Origin of the sequence: Fodinicurvata sp. EGI_FJ10296, assembly GCF_040712075.1 — a bacterium.
Taxonomy (GTDB): domain Bacteria; phylum Pseudomonadota; class Alphaproteobacteria; order DSM-16000; family Inquilinaceae; genus JBFCVL01.
Genome location: NZ_JBFCVL010000001.1, coordinates 250,854 through 267,053, shown reverse-complemented (window position 1 = coordinate 267,053; position 16,200 = coordinate 250,854). Strand labels below are relative to the sequence as shown.

At 64.3% G+C, this 16,200-nt stretch carries 16 protein-coding genes; 2 read left to right on the top strand and 14 right to left on the bottom strand.

Going from position 1 to position 16,200, the window contains the following annotated elements; translation table 11 throughout:
* Positions 1-85 precede the first annotated feature (85 nt).
* The 8 genes from ABZ728_RS01185 to ccmA form a co-directional block, all read right to left on the bottom strand.
* Entirely contained in the window at positions 86-1,093 is a 1,008-nt protein-coding gene (locus ABZ728_RS01185) for a hypothetical protein (protein WP_366653749.1), read from the bottom strand.
* Entirely contained in the window at positions 1,069-2,235 is a 1,167-nt protein-coding gene (locus tag ABZ728_RS01180) for a HipA domain-containing protein (protein WP_366653747.1), read from the bottom strand. The genes ABZ728_RS01185 and ABZ728_RS01180 overlap by 25 nt, the downstream gene beginning before the upstream one ends.
* A 385-nt stretch (positions 2,236-2,620) precedes the next feature.
* Positions 2,621-4,678, bottom strand: coding sequence for a M3 family metallopeptidase (locus ABZ728_RS01175; RefSeq protein ID WP_366653746.1), 2,058 nt, complete (start codon positions 4,676-4,678; stop codon positions 2,621-2,623).
* A gap of 35 nt (positions 4,679-4,713) precedes the next feature.
* Positions 4,714-5,436, bottom strand: a complete 723-nt coding sequence (locus tag ABZ728_RS01170) for a heme ABC transporter permease (protein WP_366653745.1) — start codon at positions 5,434-5,436, stop codon at positions 4,714-4,716.
* A 125-nt stretch (positions 5,437-5,561) separates the two neighbouring features.
* Entirely contained in the window at positions 5,562-5,906 is a 345-nt protein-coding gene (locus tag ABZ728_RS01165) for an antibiotic biosynthesis monooxygenase (protein ID WP_366653744.1), read from the bottom strand.
* 50 nt (positions 5,907-5,956) lie between these two features.
* Positions 5,957-6,454: a group III truncated hemoglobin gene (locus ABZ728_RS01160; RefSeq protein ID WP_366653742.1), complete on the bottom strand. Its 498-nt coding sequence runs from the start codon at positions 6,452-6,454 to the stop codon at positions 5,957-5,959.
* A gap of 141 nt (positions 6,455-6,595) precedes the next feature.
* Positions 6,596-7,276, bottom strand: a complete 681-nt coding sequence (gene ccmB, locus ABZ728_RS01155) for a heme exporter protein CcmB (RefSeq protein ID WP_366653741.1) — start codon at positions 7,274-7,276, stop codon at positions 6,596-6,598.
* Positions 7,273-7,920, bottom strand: coding sequence for a heme ABC exporter ATP-binding protein CcmA (gene ccmA / locus ABZ728_RS01150; RefSeq protein WP_366653739.1), 648 nt, complete (start codon positions 7,918-7,920; stop codon positions 7,273-7,275). Before ccmA ends, ccmB begins: the two co-directional genes overlap by 4 nt.
* A gap of 63 nt (positions 7,921-7,983) precedes the next feature.
* Here ccmA and ABZ728_RS01145 point away from each other — a divergent pair, with 63 nt between their 5' ends.
* Positions 7,984-8,811: an NnrU family protein gene (locus tag ABZ728_RS01145; RefSeq protein WP_366653737.1), complete on the top strand. Its 828-nt coding sequence runs from the start codon at positions 7,984-7,986 to the stop codon at positions 8,809-8,811.
* Positions 8,812-8,843: 32 nt separating this feature from the next.
* Entirely contained in the window at positions 8,844-9,374 is a 531-nt protein-coding gene (locus ABZ728_RS01140) for an AAA family ATPase (RefSeq protein WP_366653736.1), read from the top strand.
* An 8-nt stretch (positions 9,375-9,382) separates the two neighbouring features.
* Here the strand turns inward: ABZ728_RS01140 and ABZ728_RS01135 are convergent, their stop codons facing one another.
* The 6 genes from ABZ728_RS01135 to ABZ728_RS01110 all read right to left on the bottom strand — a co-directional run bounded on the left by ABZ728_RS01135 (position 9,383) and on the right by ABZ728_RS01110 (position 16,184).
* Positions 9,383-10,702 carry an AMP-binding protein gene (locus tag ABZ728_RS01135; RefSeq protein WP_366653735.1) on the bottom strand — a complete coding sequence of 440 codons (1,320 nt, stop codon included), beginning with the start codon at positions 10,700-10,702 and terminating at the stop codon, positions 9,383-9,385.
* On the bottom strand, positions 10,699-11,754 hold the full coding sequence (locus ABZ728_RS01130) for a small ribosomal subunit Rsm22 family protein (RefSeq protein ID WP_366653734.1): 1,056 nt from the start codon (positions 11,752-11,754) through the stop codon (positions 10,699-10,701). Before ABZ728_RS01130 ends, ABZ728_RS01135 begins: the two co-directional genes overlap by 4 nt.
* A 52-nt stretch (positions 11,755-11,806) precedes the next feature.
* The gene (locus ABZ728_RS01125; RefSeq protein ID WP_366653733.1) at positions 11,807-12,649 is read right to left on the bottom strand and encodes an ABC transporter ATP-binding protein; all 843 of its coding nucleotides are present in this window, start codon (positions 12,647-12,649) and stop codon (positions 11,807-11,809) included.
* Positions 12,650-12,740: 91 nt separating this feature from the next.
* Positions 12,741-14,024, bottom strand: a complete 1,284-nt coding sequence (locus ABZ728_RS01120; RefSeq protein WP_366653732.1) for an ABC transporter substrate-binding protein — start codon at positions 14,022-14,024, stop codon at positions 12,741-12,743.
* A gap of 86 nt (positions 14,025-14,110) precedes the next feature.
* The gene (locus tag ABZ728_RS01115) at positions 14,111-15,184 is read right to left on the bottom strand and encodes a branched-chain amino acid ABC transporter permease (RefSeq protein WP_366653731.1); all 1,074 of its coding nucleotides are present in this window, start codon (positions 15,182-15,184) and stop codon (positions 14,111-14,113) included.
* 103 nt (positions 15,185-15,287) lie between these two features.
* Entirely contained in the window at positions 15,288-16,184 is an 897-nt protein-coding gene (locus tag ABZ728_RS01110) for a branched-chain amino acid ABC transporter permease (protein ID WP_366653729.1), read from the bottom strand.
* Positions 16,185-16,200 lie beyond the last annotated feature (16 nt).

Below are 16,200 nucleotides of genomic sequence, written 5' to 3'. Positions count from 1 at the left end.
GCGTGCATGTTATCGCCTTTGGCGGGATTTTCAAACGGATTTGCTAGCAAAAGATGCCTCCTCCGGCATCCCAATGCCGGGTCCGCTACCGGCGTTTCTGCAACAGTCGCTGCACTTCTGCGGAGACCCGCTCCTCGGACAATCCCGTTACTCCGAACCGCTCGAAGAGCGACGAAGCGAGCGGATGGATCGCCTCGGCCAGCCGCTGGCCGATTCCGTCGACCTGGAGCTCGGCTTCCAGCACCGTTTCGTCGCTGCGGGCCGCACCGCCCTGAATGCCCAGATCACTCAGGGGATTCGCCCAGGACCGGAGAACGCGCCCATTCAGCCCGCTGTAATGCGCCCGAAACTGCACGGTTGCGGCGTCACCACCGCCCTTGCCGACCAGCCCGGCCAGTCTTTCGGCGTGCAGCAGCACCTCGGCCATCCGCCAGATCGGCAGGGTCGTATCGAACAGAGTGCCGGGCGGGAAGGTCTCCTCGCCGTCCTCCTGATAGCCCCGGATCAGGAATGCGCGCCCCGACGGCGTAACGCGCCAGAAATCGCAATGAGCCGGATCGCTCATGTACCGGACATTGGGTTCGCCTTCCGGCTTCAGCCAGCACTCGATCGCGCCATCCATCTGCTGGGGCGCAATCTCCCCGCGATCCGGCAGCCAGAAGGGCGGCCAGCCGCTATGGTGGGTGACCGCCTGCCGCAGCAGCGGTTCAAAACGGTTCAATTGGACTTCTTCAAGGTCACCGTTCAGGCAATAGTCCATACGATACCAACCGTGCGGAAAGCGCGCGGGCGAGGTCTTGGTCAGGCCGGCCGTGAGTTCCTGCCAGCGCGCGAATGCGGCGTTCACGAACGCGTCCTGCGCCGTACTTTCCGCCGGCTCATCGATCAGCCCGACCACACGCAGGATGTCGAATGCCTTGGCCAGCGTCAGCGTCGTCTCCTTGCGGTCGAACCCGACGATCGTCGGCCCGCTGACCCCGGCGAGGGCCGCATGCTCGCGCTGTGTCAGGCCTTCCGCCTTGCGTCGGCGCAGTGCCTCGTCGACGAGGGCACCCCAGTTCACGGGGTCTATGTGTCGAGAATTCGCAGGCATGCGTTACTCACAATTTCTTGATAGCGTGTCACAAAGCCGTCCGGTGGTTCGCCCACGGGTGGTCGGATGATCGACTCCGCTTTTCCGACCTGTCGCCTGAGGTCGACAAACGTCTGCTCGATGGCGCGCTCCGGCACGCCGATCGCCTTGCCGAAATGTCGGAACACCTTGGCATCGATAGCATCGAGACTGATTTTCTTGCCGCCAATGGAGAGGGCCAGTGTGCGGTCAAATCCATCATATATGGCCGTATTGACAACGTCATACGCGGGCGATAGCCGCAACCCCGCCGGTGTTTCCAGAAGAGAGAAGTTCTTGAGATGAGCATCGCAGTTCCCGACGAGCGCAAAGACGATCAGGCGCCTGAAAAAGCGCGCCAGATCGATTGTGGCCCGGGCGGAATGCTTGCGAATGATCTCTGCGATATCCTCGTAGGCGGCATCGTACTTCCCGGCATAGTCCTGCCCCTTGGGTTTGCCGAGAATCTGGGCGCAGTCTTCGAGCCGCAGTTTTTCGCCGATTCCCCCCCGGTCGAAGCGTCTGACGACCAAAGCGGTTTCGTTAACGGCAGAGATTGAGGCCACCGTGAAATCGTTGACCTCGGTTGCGCCCAGCACCTTGGCGGCCCAACGCAGGCTCAACGCTTCGTTACGAACCAGCGTATCGATACGTTCCGAATTGAATTTCGCAATATGCGGAGCCGGACCATCGGCGCTAGCGGGTCCAAAGTCATTCTTGCCCTCCGCGGTCACGAGTAGCTTTTTTTGAACGCCGGAGACCGTACGGCCAGGGCTCGCCGTCGCCTCGGTGATGCTGGGCAGGGGGACGCCGTCTGTCGGCCGTATGCTGACGGCACCGATGCAATCCGCGCCATAGCGCAGCAACAGGCCGAAATCGTCTTCCTCCTCGATGTGGGCGACACGGGCCTGCTGCTCTCGAAGCCAGCCCTCCGGACCGAGATGCTGGAAAAACGGGTGCAGCCCTGCCGGCCACTTATGCTCCCGGCGCGTGACGGGAAAGCAGCAGGCAATCTGTTCATTCCAACCGGCCGCGTATACGAACCGCGTCCCACCTGAAGCGGTCTCGCTGAGCACGCCGGCCGGCCGATCTTTGAACAATATCTGCGCATTTCGCCGGTTCATGTTAAACTATCCCTTTCCCGAAACCGGATCCGATGAGATTTCGGACAGCTATATAAACGTCAGCTTATCATATTATCCACATCAGACGTAAAGAAAAACATGATTTATCAAAAAGCCTAATCGATGATAATGACGCAGTCATAATTGCGTAGATCCGCATTTTAGAGAAGGGGCGCCGGGAAAACAAAGCTATAGCTTCATAAAAATGGCAGGATTCAAGAGGGACGGGGGTTCCAGCGGCGATGCGGGTGGTGCCGTGTTTGCGGCTGGTGCGGTCGCGGACCAGTTGGCCCACGAGGTTACGGGGGCACGGGGTCACGGAGTCTTCGTGACTCTGCTTAGCCCCCGCTCGCGGCCATTCTTGCGCATAGAGGCCGGGCGCGGCCTAAACCAGCCCCCGATTTTCCATCATCGCGGTTGGTTCGGGCATGCGGCCGCGGAAGGCGCGGTAGAGGTCTTCCGGGTCCTTCGAGCCGCCGGCCGCGTAGATATGCTCCCTGAGGCGGGCTGCGGTGTCGGGATCGAAGATGTCGCCGGTTTCCCTGAAGGCGCCGAAGGCGTCGGCGTCGAGCACTTCCGACCACATATACGAATAATATCCCGCCGAATAACCGTCACCGGCGAAGACGTGCAGGAAATGCGGCGATCGGTGGCGCATGGCGATCGTCTCGGGCATGGCGAGACGTTGCAGCGTCTCCGCCTCGAACGCCGCGGGGTCGGCCGGGGCGTCCGGTTCGGCGTGATAGGCCATGTCGACCAGCGCCGAGGCGGTGAACTCCACCGTGGCGAAGCCCTGGCCGAAATTGCGCGCGGCCAGCATCCGGTCGAGCAGGTCGGACGGCATCGGCTCGCCGGTGCGGTAGTGCACGGCGTGGGTTTGCAGAACCTCCGGCGTCATCAGCCAGTGTTCATAAAGCTGCGAGGGTAGCTCGACGAAGTCGCGCGACACCGAGGTGCCGGAAATCGACGGCCATGTCACATCCGACAGCATGCCGTGCAGCGCGTGGCCGAATTCGTGAAACAGCGTCCGCGCCTCGTCCACCGACAGCAACGCCGGTTCGCCCCTGGGCGGCTTGGCGAAGTTGGTGACATTATAGATGATCGGCGTTGCCCCGTCGCCCAGGCGATGGCCGGATTGAAGCCCGCTCATCCACGCGCCGGAGCGTTTGGACGACCGGTTGAAGTAATCGGCCAGAAAGGTCGCCCGGTGTGTGCCATCAGGGTTCTTCACCTCGAACACCCGCACATCCGGATGCCAGACGGCGACGCCTGTCTTTTCCTCGAACGTGATGCCGAAAAGCCGGGTTGCCACGTCGAAGGCGGCCTGGATGATCCGGTCGAGTTGCAGATACGGCTTCACGGCTGCTTCGTCGAAGGCGAAGCGTTCTGTGCGCAGCTTTTCGGCGTAATGGCGCCAGTCCCACGCCGCGAACGGTCCGTTGGCGCCGGCGTCGCGGGCGATCCGCTCCATCTCGGCCTGATCCTCGGCCACGCGCTGGCGGGCCTTCGCCCAGACCGGCTCCAGCAGGCCCAGCACGGCCTCCGGAGTTTTCGCCATGGTGTCGTCGAGCTTCAGCGCCGCATAGGTCTCATAGCCCAGCAACCTTGCCTTTTCGGCGCGCCGTTGCAGCGTTTTGGCAATGAGGTCGGCGTTCTTCGCCTCGCCCCGCGCCGTGAAGCCGCGCCATGCCTGCTCGCGCAGGTCGCGGCGGGTCGAATAGGTCGTGAACGGCTCGTAGATCGAGCGCGACAGCGTCACGGCATAGCGGCCGTCGTGCCCGCGTGACGCGGCCGCCTCGGCCATGGCATCGCGCAGAAAGTCGGGCAGGCCGTCCAGGTCGCTCTCGTCCAGGACCAACGCCCATTCAGCCTCGTCGGCCAGCACGTTCTGGCCGAACTGCGCGCCGAGCGAGGCCAGTTCCTCGTTGATGGTGCCGAGCCGCGCCTTGGCCGTGTCGTCGAGCTTCGCGCCCGCCTTGACGAAGCGCTTCCACGTCTTTTCCAGCACGCGCGTCGTCTCGGCGTCGAGGTCCAGCCTCTCGCGCGCCTCGTACAGTGTATCGATGCGGGCGAAGAGGGCGGCATTCATATGAAGCGCGGAGAAATGCCGCGCCATTTTCGGCGCGATGTCGCGTTCCACGGCCTGGATTTCCGCGTTCGTGTCCGCTCCGGCCTTGGTTCGGAAAATCGCCGACACGCGGTCCAGCGCCTCGCCCGACAGTTCCAGCGCCGCAAGGGTGTTTTCGATCGTCGGCGGTTCGGGTGCCGCGGCGATGGCTTCGACCTCGGCCCGGTGGGCGGCAAGGGCCGCGTCGAGGGCCGGCGCGAAATCGGAATCGGTGATCGCCTCGAAGCGCGGCAGGCCGAGTGGGCCGTTCCAGTCCACCAGGGCCGGATTGGTCGTGCCGGAAGGGGAGTCGTCGAACATGCGTGGGTTATCCATTCAGTGAGTGCCGCCGGTCGGCCCGGTGGGTTCCGTCACGTGCCCATGGCCTGGGAGATGCGCATGGCTTCGGCCTTGCGGCGCTGGATTTCCATGCGGGTCCGGATCAGGGCGAAGGTTGTGAAATAGGCCATGAACGCGCCGGTCATCAGCAGCAGGGGCGTCAGCATCGACGGGTCGATCGCCGGGGCGTCCAGGCGGCTGACGCTGGCCGGCTGGTGCAAGGTGTTCCACCAGTCGACGGAGAATTTGATGATCGGCAGATTGATCGAGCCGACCAGAACCAGGATGCCGCCGGCCCGCAGCCCGCGTTGCTGGTCGTCGAACGCGGAAACCAGCGCCATGTAGCCGAGGTAAAGGAACAGCAGGATCAGCACGCTGGTCAGCCGCGCGTCCCAGACCCACCACGTGCCCCACATCGGCTGGCCCCACAGGCTGCCGGTGGCCAGACAGACGACCGTGAACGCGGCCCCCAGCGGCGCGACCGCCTTCATATAGAGGTCGGCTACGGCATGACGCCAGATGATGCCCACGACCGCCGCCACGGCCATCGAGGCATAGGCGGCCATCGCCATCCAGGCCGACGGTACGTGGATATACATGATCCGCACCGTATCGCCCTGCTGATAATCCGCCGGCGAGGCGACAAGTGCGTAATAAAGGCCGACGGCGAACAGGATCACCATGGCCGCCGCCGTCCAGGGGATCAGACGGTCCGCCAGCTTGATGAAGCGTGTCGGGTTGGCGAAGCGATGCATCGGCATTTCCCGGCCGGGTCCGGCCGTCCTTGGACGCAGGGTCAATCGTTCTCGGTCGCCGTCAACAGCAACAAATGGGGCTGGGGTGTCAAGTCCATCATCGCCGCAGCCGGCAGTCTTGCGCGCTATCGTCGGCTTTGAAATTCTTCCGGAGCCTGCTGGCGGCGTTCGTGCTTTCCGTAGTCACGCGATACATGCGCAACGCGCAGCCGATAATTCGAGAAAATGCCGCCGCGCCCTTTTTCCTGAGCCTTCATGTGGGTGGCGTGATTGCGCCATCGGGCCACGGCCTCTTCATCGCGGAAGAATGACAGGGAGAGGTATTTGCCCGGCTCGTGGATACTCTCGAACCGTTCGACGGATATGAAACCGTCGATTTTCTCAAGCTCGGCTTTCAGGGCCCTGGCTTCGTCGAGATAGTCATCCGTCCGGCCGGTTTCCGGCCATACCTCAAAAATTACGGCAATCATGGTTCCTCGCTCGAAATCGGGCCGGGCCGGTTATGCCCGGTTATGCCGGGTTATGCGAGGTGTTCGGCCTCGGCGAAAGAGGTATCCGGCAGAAAGACATCGGCATCCGGGCGCTGCAGACGCTGGCCTTTCGCCAGAAGCAGGCCGTTCTGCGCCGCGATCCCCAGCTCCAGGCTCTGGGCAATGCGTTGGGCCCGCTCGATGAAATGGTCGGCGGCAACGGGCGGGCAGACGTCCCTGGCGGTCTCGACGAAGACCGCGAGCCACCGGTCGAAGTGACGGGCGTCGACCGGCAGCGGCAGGTGCTTTTCCATCGGCTGGCCGTGGTAACGCCCGCTCATCAGGGCGACCGAGGACCAGAACGCGGACATACGTTGCAGGTGCGGCTCCCAGTCCACGATCCGGGCGGCGAAAACCGGTCCGAGCAGTGCGTCGTCCCGGATCCTGCCGTAAAATGCCCGCACGAGATGGTCGATCATCGCCTCATCGATCCCGGTTCGGGCGATGATGTCGGCGATCGCTGCGGCTCTGCGGTCCTCTTGCGTCATCGGAGCCTCAAAAAAAAGTAAATACAATCCATCTTTAAGCTATCGCGCTGACAGCACCGGCGTCAATCCTGCATATTCCAGTGCCGATTCTGTCGCGTTTTCGAGAAGCTACCGGGCCCTGGGTTGAGCGGTGAGTGTCAATCAATCATTCTCCGCCGCCTGACGCAGCGCGGCGGCGGCGGCGAAGGGTGTGACGGTCAGGGCGAAGACGGTCATCGCCGTCAACAGCAACAGATGCGGCCGCGGCGTCAGATCCATCATCGCCGCATCGACGGCGGCGACGGCAAAGATCAGTACCGGCACTTGCAGCGGCAGTGCCAGCAGGCTGATCAGGATGCCGGCCCGCCGCGCGCCGACGGCCAGCGCCGCGCCGATGGCGCCCCAGAGGGTCAGCGCGGGCGTGCCGATGACGAGGGTCAGGACCAGAACCGGCAGGTGATCGGCGTGCATGCCCAGCATGATGGCCAGCACCGGCGCGGCGATCAGGATCGGCACCACCGTCATCGCCCATTGGGCCGCAAGCTTGGCCAGGATGGCGGCCTCCAGCGGCAACGGCGCCAGCAGCAGTTGATCGAGCATTCCGTCGTTCCGGTCTTCCGCGAACAGCCGGTCGAGCGGCAAGAGCGTCGCCAGCAGCACCACGACCCAGATGATGCCCGGCGCGATCCGCAGCAGTAGATTGGGTTCCGGCCCGATACCCAGCGGAAACAGCGACACCGTCACCACGAAAAAGGCCACCGCCATGACGGCATCGGCCCCGGCCCGGAACGCAAGCCGCAGTTCCGCGCCGATCAGGCTGGCCAGCGCGCGCGCCATTGTCATGCGCCGGCTCCTGCTATCGGGTTTTCAGGGGCATAATCCGCCAGCGCGACGTCAAGTGTCTCGCCGGTGTCGATGGGCGTATGCGTCGACAGCACGGCCAGACCGCCCCGCGCCCGATGCTCAGCCAACATTGCTTCCAGCACGACCGTTCCGTCCTGATCCAGCCCGACCACCGGCTCGTCCAGCACCCAGAGCGGCGCCGGCGCCACCAACAGCCGCGCGAGCGCCAGTCGCCGCCGTTGTCCCGATGACAGGAGACGGCCCGGCAGGTCCGCTGCCGGGGTTAGTCCCATCCGGTCGATGATGGATGCGCTATCAATCCATCTCACGCCATGCAGCGCGGCATGAAGGCGCAGATGCTCGTGCGCCGTCAGCGCCGCCTTCACCCCGTCGCGATGACCGAGATAAGCGACATGGTCGCGTCGATCCTCGTCGCCGTTGTGGCCATCATTGTCAGGCTGGCCATCGTGGCAAAAAGCCACTCGTCCCATGAACGGCCTGGCCAGTCCCGCCACCACCCGCATCAGGGTCGACTTGCCGCAACCGTTGGGGCCCGTCAGACGCAGGCAGCCCCCGGCCACGACGCGCGCCGACAGACCGGCGAACAGCAAGCGGTCGCCGCGCATGCAGGCGAGTTCGTCCATTTCCAGTCGATATCGGTGCATCCGGCACAGGGGCGTCGTTGGCAAGGCATCGGCACTGTGGCCATGTCGAAGGCCCTTGGCAATCCGGACGGGCCTGGAAGCGTCATTTCCGGTATCGTCGCGGCTTGTTTCCAGGGCCGCCTTGCCGCAGCATACCGGCGCGATCGAGCAACGAAACCGGCAAGGGGCGTCGTCGTGGCGGATTGGGGCGAATTTGCGGGCGTGTTCATTCTGTTTCTCGTCAGCCATTATCTGCCGTCGCGGCCGGGAGTGCGTCTGGCGATAACGCGGCTGGTGGGCGAGCGTGTCTATCTGCTGATCTATTCCCTGATCTCGCTGGTGCTGCTGGGCTGGCTGATCGTCGCGGCCGGCCGCGCGCCGTACGTGGCGTTGTGGGATTTCGCGCCGTGGCAGATCTGGGTACCCAATCTCGTAACGCCGGCGGCGATCCTGCTCGCCGCCCTTGGCATCGCGGCCCCCAACCCGTTTTCGTTCGCCGGGCGCAAGACCGACCGCTTTGATCCGGACCGTCCGGGCATCGCCGGCCTGACGCGCCATCCGTTGCTGTGGGCGATCCTGTTATGGGCCGGGGCGCATCTGGTCCCGAACGGCAATCTCGCCCATGTGCTGTTGTTCGGGTTCTTCATGGCGATGGCGATTGCCGGGATGCTGATGATCGACCGGCGGCGGGCACGCGCGATGGAGCCCCCACACTGGCGGGACATGGCGCGGCGGACATCCCTGATCCCGTTCGCGAACGTGATCGGTGGACGGTTCAGCATCGCGGGCATCGATGCGGCGCCGGTCCGTCTGGCGGTGGCCGTGGCTGTCTATCTGGTATTGCTGCTGCTGCACGGGCCGCTCATCGGCGTTTCGCCGCTGCCTGTGTGACGGCTGTTCCTGATCGTCGAAGGGAGCACGGAATGGACAATTTCGTCGTTGTCTCCGGCTGTTCGGGCGGCGGCAAATCCACGCTACTGATGGAACTGGCGCGCCGCGGATACGCCGTCGTGGACGAGCCGGGGCGCCGCGTCATCGATGCCGAGCGCAAGAGCGGCGGGACGGCCCTGCCATGGGTCGATCTGGCGGCTTTCGCCCGCCGCGCCATGGCTATGGCAATTGACGACCGTGCGCAGTCGATAAAAGGGGAGGGCTGGGTGTTCTTCGATCGCGGGCTGATCGACGCGGCGGCCGCGCTGCAGCACGCGACCGGCGAACCGGCCCTGGATGCGCTGGCGCATTCCCACCGATACAACAGGCGCGTGTTCCTGACGCCGCCATGGCCGGAGATTTACCGCAAAGATGCCGACCGTCAGCACGATCTGGACAGCGCCGTGGCGGAATACGAGCGGCTTCTGGATGTCTATCCATCGCTGGGCTACGACACGATCATACTGCCGAAAGTGCCGGTCGGGCAGCGCGCCGCGTTCGTGCTCGACATGCTGGCGACGTAGGTTCCGCGTCAGCTGCCAGCGTCATCGGATCGGGCGCCATAGGATCGGGCGTCGTCGATCATCTTGCCGTCATTGGGCAGGGCGTCCAGTGGGACGATCTCGACCGTGCCGCGCAGATTGGTGACCGACTGGAGCGTCGCGGCGATATTTCCGGCCAGCGCAGTGTCCTGCGCCCCGGCGTCTTTCAGCGCGGCCTTCAGCGTCATGACGTCGGGGCCCGAACCGCCGCTGACGACCAGCCGGACGCGGGCAAGTTCGGGGTGCCGGCGCTGCACCTGGGCCACCTGCGACGGATGAACGAACAGGCCCTTGACCTTGGTCGTCTGGTCGGCCCGGCCCATCCAGCCCTTGATGCGCATATTGGTCCGGCCGCAAGGGCTGGGCGCGTCCAGTACCGCCGACATGTCGCCGGTGGCGAACCGGATCAGCGGATAATCGGGATTGAGGGTGGTGACCACCAGCTCGCCAACTTCGCCCGCCGGAACCGGGTCGCCGGTGCCGGGCCGGACGATCTCGACGATCACATCTTCGTCGACGACAAGGCCCGGATTGATGCCGTCCGGGCCCAGCGTTTCATAGGCGATCAAGCCGATATCGGCGGTGCCGTAACTTTGCAGGCAGGTGACGCCGCGGCCCTGGTAAAAGCTGCGCAACGCCGGGAACAGCGGCCCGCCGGAGACATGGGCGCGGGTCAACGACGACGCGTCCAGGCCAAGCTCGTCGACCTTTTCCAGGATCGTCTTGAGAAAGTCGGGCGTGCCGACATAGGCGCGCGGCCCCAGGTCGTTGAGCGCCCGGGCCTGAAGCTCGGTATTGCCCACGCCGGCGGGGATGACGGCGCAGCCGAGCGCATGGGCGCCGGTTTCGAACATCGAGCCGGCCGGCGTGAAATGATAGGAAAAGCAGTTCTGGACGATGTCGCCCGGCCGGATGCCCGTGGCATGCAAAGCGCGGGCAGTGCGCCAGTAGTCCGTCCGGTGCGCCTCGGGGTCGTAGATCGGCCCTGGTGATGCGAAGATCCGCGCCAGTGCCGAGGTCGCTGTGCCCGTCATGCCGCCAAAGGGGGGATGCCGGCTCTGGCGCTCCGGCAGGTCCGATTTCCGCACCAGCGGCAGTGCTGCCAAACCTTCGCGGTCAGTGACGGCGGCCGGGTCGATGTCGGCCAGGGTATCGACATAGGCGGGAACGCTCTGCTTTGCCCGGTCCAACAGCGAAGCCAGGGCAGCGAACTGCGCGGCCTCACGCTCGGCCGGATCGCGCGTTTCCCTTGCGTCGAAGGGCCCGGGGATATCTGAGCCCTGCTCACCGGGTCGGGTGGGTGTGGTCATGACGGATCTCCCTCGGTATCGGATGGGCCCCCGGATAGGTCGCCAGCTTGGGTATCCGGCCAGGCATCGCCCCAGTCGGCGGCGCGGGCGGCCTTGTAGTCCTTGCCCTGGCGTCTGGTGACGGTGCGTCGCTCCAGCGTACCGCTTCGGGTGCAGAGGTCGAGCACGACATGGCCCGTGCGCCGCATCGGCGCCTTGACGATACGGTTGTCGGCGGGGGATGCGATGCCGTCGGCGTCGGTTTCATCCGAGGGCAGGATGGCCAGCACGAAGCTGATCTTCTCGGTCGATCGGCCCTGTTGGTCCTCGAACGGATCGTCGTAGCCCAGCGGAAAGTGGCACCAGTCGTCGCCTTGTCCCGGCTCTCCCATCGGGCACGCCCGGACATGCGGGCAGGGCGCGAGTAGCCGGGCGCCGAGATCGATCAACCGCTGCCGGGCGCGGATCAGCGCTGCGAATCCGACGCGGCTGCCCGGCTCGACGATCAGAACCGCCCGGCGGGCGCTGTGCCACATCGCGTCGGTGACCGTGTCGGCGCGGTCGCCCGGAAGTTCGTTGAGAAGGTACGACGCCATGACGAGGTCGGCGCCGCCCGAATGGACCCGCGCCAGACCGGCCGCAGCATCGGCCGTGCGGGTGGTGACCGCGAGATCCGGGTTCGCCGCAGCGACCAGCGGTTCGGCGAGCGCCAGAGCGGCACGATCGGAATCGATGATCGTCATGGCCGTCAGCCCCGGAAGTCGCACGGCCGCAGCGGCGGCTGACGCCCCCGTTCCGGCGCCCAGATCGACGGCGTCGGCGATCCCGGCCGCAAGAGCGGGCGGCATCGTCGCCAGAGCGGCCGATACGGCGGCAAATGTTGCCGGAAACCGGTGGCGGAGATAGGCACGGCGTTCCGCGTCGGAGACCAGACCGGCGGCGCCGGGTTCGCGGCGGTTGCGGTACCGCTCGATCATGGCCCCCTGCCCGGCCCCCTGTCCGGTCCGGGCCGGATCGAGCATGCGCCCCAGCGCCTCGGCCACCGGTTCCGGCAGGGCCAATGGTGCCATCATGCGTCGTGCCTCATGTTCAGGTCGCGGGAAAGGTCGGGCGTCGGATTCGGCGTCAAAGCCACCGCTTGCGGCGCTTGTAGCTCTTGATGTTCTTGAAGCTCTTGCGTTGCTCACCGCCGCCGCCGAGATAGAACTCCTTGACGTCCTCGTTGTCCATCAGCGCCTTGGCGTCGCCGTCCAGAACGACCTTGCCGTTCTCCATGATATAGGCATAGTCGGCGCATTGCAGGGCCATCCGGGCATTCTGTTCGACCAGCAGGATCGTGATTCCGAGGTCCTGATTCAACTGCCGAATGATCTCGAAGACTTCCTTCACCAGCATGGGGGACAGCCCCATCGACGGTTCGTCCATCAGGATCAGCCGGGGCCGCGCCATCAGGGCCCGCCCGATCGCCAGCATCTGCTGTTCGCCGCCGGAAAGATAGCCCGCAAGGCCGGTGCGCTCGCGCAGCCTGGGGAAATAGGAATAGACCATGTCGATGTCGGCGCGAATGTCCTTGTCCCGGCGGGTATGGGCGCCCAGCCACAGATTCTCCGCCGGCGTCATGTCGCCGAAAATGCGCCGGCCCTCCATGACCTGAAAAATGCCCTGGCGCACGATCGCGCCCGCATCATTGCCGGTGATGTCGTGGCCGTCATAGACGATGGAGCCGCGTGTGACCTCGCCGTCTTCGGTCTTCAACAAGCCCGAAATGGCCTTCAGTGTCGTCGATTTGCCCGCGCCGTTCGCGCCCAGCAGGGCGACGATCCCACCCCTCGGGACATTGAGTGACAGGCCGCGCAACACCAGAATGACGTCGTCATAAACGACTTCGACATTGTTGACGACCAGCAGATCTCCGCTGCCGGCGTCATGCGGATCCGGGGCCGCCGTAGCGGTGGCGATGTCGGTCATGCGTCTCTCGCTTCCGGGCGGGGACCGACGGCATTGCGCCGCCGGTCCCGATCAGCGGGTAACCGTTACCGGTCGTCCGACCGGCTGCGGCTCAATAGCCGAGCCATTCCTCGCGGCGCGGCAACTCGACGGTGGTCAGGTGCTGCAGTTCCATCGCGCCGGCGTCGATCAGTTCGCGAACCTCGCGGCCCTGAACATCTTCGGTGACGCTGGCCCGGTAGATCGGCACCGTCATCATGCCGCGATGGTCTTCGGGCGACCAGTTGGACGGCAGGCAGACGCCTTCGAAGCCTTCCGGTACCCAGTCGCTGCGCTCGTAGAAGGCATCGCGGATGGCGGGTCCTGTGATATCGCCGGACTCTGCAGCGATCTCCATTGCCTCGGCCATATACATCGAGGCGCACACGCCGGCGAGATAGGACAGCGGACGGTACATTTCCCCGGTCTCGTCCTGCATATCGGAGATCTCGTTGATCAGCTGGATGCCGGGCACGTCGGTGTCGGTCCAGGTCGCGCCGGTTCGCACCGCCAGAACGACACCGTCCGCGTTCTGTCCGGCGGATCGCATGACGTTCTCGTCAAGTCCCCACACACCCGACAGGAACTGCACATCGACCTCGGCGCCCGCGCAGGCGTTCAGAAGCGACGTCGTGGAATCAACCGTGTTGGCGATATAGGCGTAGTCGGCTTCGTTGCGGTTCAGCGTCAGGCATTGCGAACTGAAGTCTTCCGGCGCCAGCGAATACGTGATCTCGGACAAAACCTCGAATCCGAGTTCTTCAGCATATTCGGCGCAAGCGGCCTTGGGGCTGTTCGGGAACGGGTGGTTCGCGCCCATATGAACGAAGCGCGGCGCGCGATCCTCGCCCTGTTCCGCCCAATCGTCGGCCGCCCACGAGACGAGACCGCGGCAGGCGTCGGAATAGCTGGGGCCATAGAAGAAGTTGTAGGGGGCGCCCTTGGTCGAGCGTGGTGCGTCCCCGGTCGGGTCGGTCAGGGTGCCGGCATAGGAGGCCGAGATATAGGGGATTTCGTCCTGTGTCACGCTGTCGACAAGCGCCTCGGTATCGGCCGTGCCCCATCCCAGGATCGAGACGACGCCGCGCCCCGCCCAGCGGCGATAGGTCGAGACCGCCCGTGGGGCCTGATAGGAATAGTCGACCGTTTCGAAGTTGATCTGCCGGCCGTCGACGCCGCCCTGTTCGTTCAACCATTCCAGGGCGTGACGCACGCCCAGGGCGTATTCGACGCCGATGGCCGATGTCGCGCCGGTCAGGTCGGCGAGGTGGCCGACCTCGATATCCTGGCTGTGAGCCGTTCCGGCGGTCAACAGGGCGCCAGCGGCCGCAAGTCCGAGAAGTTTCTGTCGTTTCATGGTGGTCTTCCTCCGAGTTCGTGTCCGGCCGTTGTTCTCGGGTCGCGGCCGGTCGGGATTTGCCCCTGGTTGTGACTATGGTGCTCTTAATACGAGAACGGGTACAGCTTCCAGTACGCCTTGATCTGGCGCCAGCGATGGGCAAGCCCGTCCGGCTCGAAGATCAGGAAAAGAACGATGGCCAGGCCGATCGCCATTTCCTGCAGGAAGGCGATGTTCGACCGCAGGCTGAGCGCGGTGTCGATCGGTGTGTCGGTCAGGGCGCGCCCGATGGCATCCATGGTTTCCGGAAGCAGCACCATGAACGCGGTTCCCATGAGCGTGCCCATGATCGAGCCGAGACCGCCGATGATGATCATGCCCAGGAACTGGATGGAAAACAGAATGGTGAACGCTTCCACCGAGACGAACCCCAGATAGTGGGCGTACAGCGCGCCGCCGATGCCGGCGTAAAATGAACTGATGCCGAAGGACAGGATCCGGTACTTCGTCAGGTTCACGCCCATGATTTCGGCCGACAGATAATGATCGCGTACGGCGATCAACGCCCGGCCGTCGCGTGTGCGCATCAGGTTCGCCGCCAGAACGTACATCACGACGACATAAGCCAGGACGAGATAGAAGTACGTTTGGTCGGCGATCAGCTGATAGCCGAAGATGCTGACCGGATCGGCGAGAGTGCCGGCCACGCCGCCGGTAAACCAGCTGGCCCGGGCAAAGAAATCCTGCAGGATGAACTGCGCCGCCAGAGTGGCAATGGCAAGATACAGCCCCTTGATGCGGGCGGCGGGGATGCCGAAGATCAGGCCGATGGCGGCGGTGAAGCATCCGGCCAGCGGGATGCAGAAGAAGACCGGGATGCCGGTGCGCTGGTGGATGAAGACGCTGGCAAAGGCGCCGAAGCCGAAGAACACGCTGTGGCCGATCGAGATTTGCCCGGTAAAGCCGACAAGGATGTTCAATCCCAGCGCCGCGATGCCCAGATAGCCGATCTGGATCATCAGGTTCAGGCCATACCCACTCAGCAGCAGCGGCGCGCAGGCGGCGATCGCGATCAGGATAACGACGGTCAGGAAACTGGCCCGGTCGTCGAAGATCGTCGTGTCCCGGCCATAGCCGGTCCGAAAATCGCCTGCCGGCCTCATCTGCACACCTGCCATCCCGTCCGCCCCCTGCTTCGTCTTTCGATCGGCTCCGCGCGGAACCGCCGTTTCAGACGTTCGATCATGGGGCTTCTCTGTGCCCCCATTTCTTTCGTTCAGATCAGATGCGCTCGATGTCGCGTGTTCCGAACAGGCCGTACGGCTTGAACATCAGGATGATGATCAGGGCATAGAACGGCGCAACTTGATAAAGGTTCATGCCCAATCCCAGTTCGACATCGATGAACTGCGACACGGCTTCGAGCAGGCCGATGATCAGGCCGCCGATCACCGCCCCCACCACGCTGTCGAGACCGCCGAGAATGACGGCCGGAAACACCTTGATGCCGATGAAGGCCAGGGCATGGCTGACGCCGTTCACCACTCCCATGACGACGCCGGCCACGGCGGAAACCATCGCGGAAATCGCCCAGGCCATGGCGAAAACCTGTTTGACGGACACGCCCATCGACTGCGCCGCCTGCTGGTCGAAGGCCGTCGCCCGCATGGCGAGGCCGGTGCGGGAATATTTGAAGAACCAGGCAAATGACAGCATGATCAGGCCGCTGACGACGATCGACATGATATAGACGGATTGAATATTGATGATGCCGAACAGTTCGACGTATCGGGACTCGAAGATCGGCGGAAACGGCTCGGCGGTGGTCCCGAAAATCCATTTCATCAGGGCCTGGAAGAACAGTGACAGGCCGATCGTGACCATGATGACCGAGATCACCGGCTCGCCGATCATCGGCCTGAGCACCAGCACCTGAAGCAGCATGCCGAAGATCATCATGAATACGAGCGTGAACAGAAAGCCGAAAACGAACGGCAACTGAAACTCGGTCAGGAACCACCAGCAAACCCAGGCGCCAATTAGCAGAAATTCTCCCTGGGCGAAATTGACGACATGCGAGGCCTTGTAGATCAGCACGAACGACATGGCGACGACACCGTAGAGGGTGCCGACGATGGTGCCGACGATCAGCAGCTGCAGCAGGAAGAAGAAATCCATGGTCGCCCGTCCCCCT

Bases quoted from the DNA above. Each gene is read 5' to 3' on its own strand.
- ccmA (WP_366653739.1), bottom strand. From the start codon at position 7,920: ATGGACGAACTCGCCTGCATGCGCGGCGACCGCTTGCTGTTCGCCGGT.
- ABZ728_RS01145 (WP_366653737.1), top strand. From the start codon at position 7,984: ATGTCGAAGGCCCTTGGCAATCCGGACGGGCCTGGAAGCGTCATTTCC.
- ABZ728_RS01125 (WP_366653733.1), bottom strand. From the start codon at position 12,649: ATGACCGACATCGCCACCGCTACGGCGGCCCCGGATCCGCATGACGCC.
- ABZ728_RS01115 (WP_366653731.1), bottom strand. From the start codon at position 15,184: ATGGCAGGTGTGCAGATGAGGCCGGCAGGCGATTTTCGGACCGGCTAT.
- ABZ728_RS01180 (WP_366653747.1), bottom strand. From the start codon at position 2,235: ATGAACCGGCGAAATGCGCAGATATTGTTCAAAGATCGGCCGGCCGGC.
- ABZ728_RS01185 (WP_366653749.1), bottom strand. From the start codon at position 1,093: ATGCCTGCGAATTCTCGACACATAGACCCCGTGAACTGGGGTGCCCTC.
- ABZ728_RS01175 (WP_366653746.1), bottom strand. From the start codon at position 4,678: ATGGATAACCCACGCATGTTCGACGACTCCCCTTCCGGCACGACCAAT.
- ABZ728_RS01110 (WP_366653729.1), bottom strand. From the start codon at position 16,184: ATGGATTTCTTCTTCCTGCTGCAGCTGCTGATCGTCGGCACCATCGTC.
- ABZ728_RS01140 (WP_366653736.1), top strand. From the start codon at position 8,844: ATGGACAATTTCGTCGTTGTCTCCGGCTGTTCGGGCGGCGGCAAATCC.
- ABZ728_RS01170 (WP_366653745.1), bottom strand. From the start codon at position 5,436: ATGCATCGCTTCGCCAACCCGACACGCTTCATCAAGCTGGCGGACCGT.
- ABZ728_RS01120 (WP_366653732.1), bottom strand. From the start codon at position 14,024: ATGAAACGACAGAAACTTCTCGGACTTGCGGCCGCTGGCGCCCTGTTG.
- ABZ728_RS01165 (WP_366653744.1), bottom strand. From the start codon at position 5,906: ATGATTGCCGTAATTTTTGAGGTATGGCCGGAAACCGGCCGGACGGAT.
- ABZ728_RS01160 (WP_366653742.1), bottom strand. From the start codon at position 6,454: ATGACGCAAGAGGACCGCAGAGCCGCAGCGATCGCCGACATCATCGCC.
- ABZ728_RS01130 (WP_366653734.1), bottom strand. From the start codon at position 11,754: ATGATGGCACCATTGGCCCTGCCGGAACCGGTGGCCGAGGCGCTGGGG.
- ABZ728_RS01135 (WP_366653735.1), bottom strand. From the start codon at position 10,702: ATGACCACACCCACCCGACCCGGTGAGCAGGGCTCAGATATCCCCGGG.
- ccmB (WP_366653741.1), bottom strand. From the start codon at position 7,276: ATGACAATGGCGCGCGCGCTGGCCAGCCTGATCGGCGCGGAACTGCGG.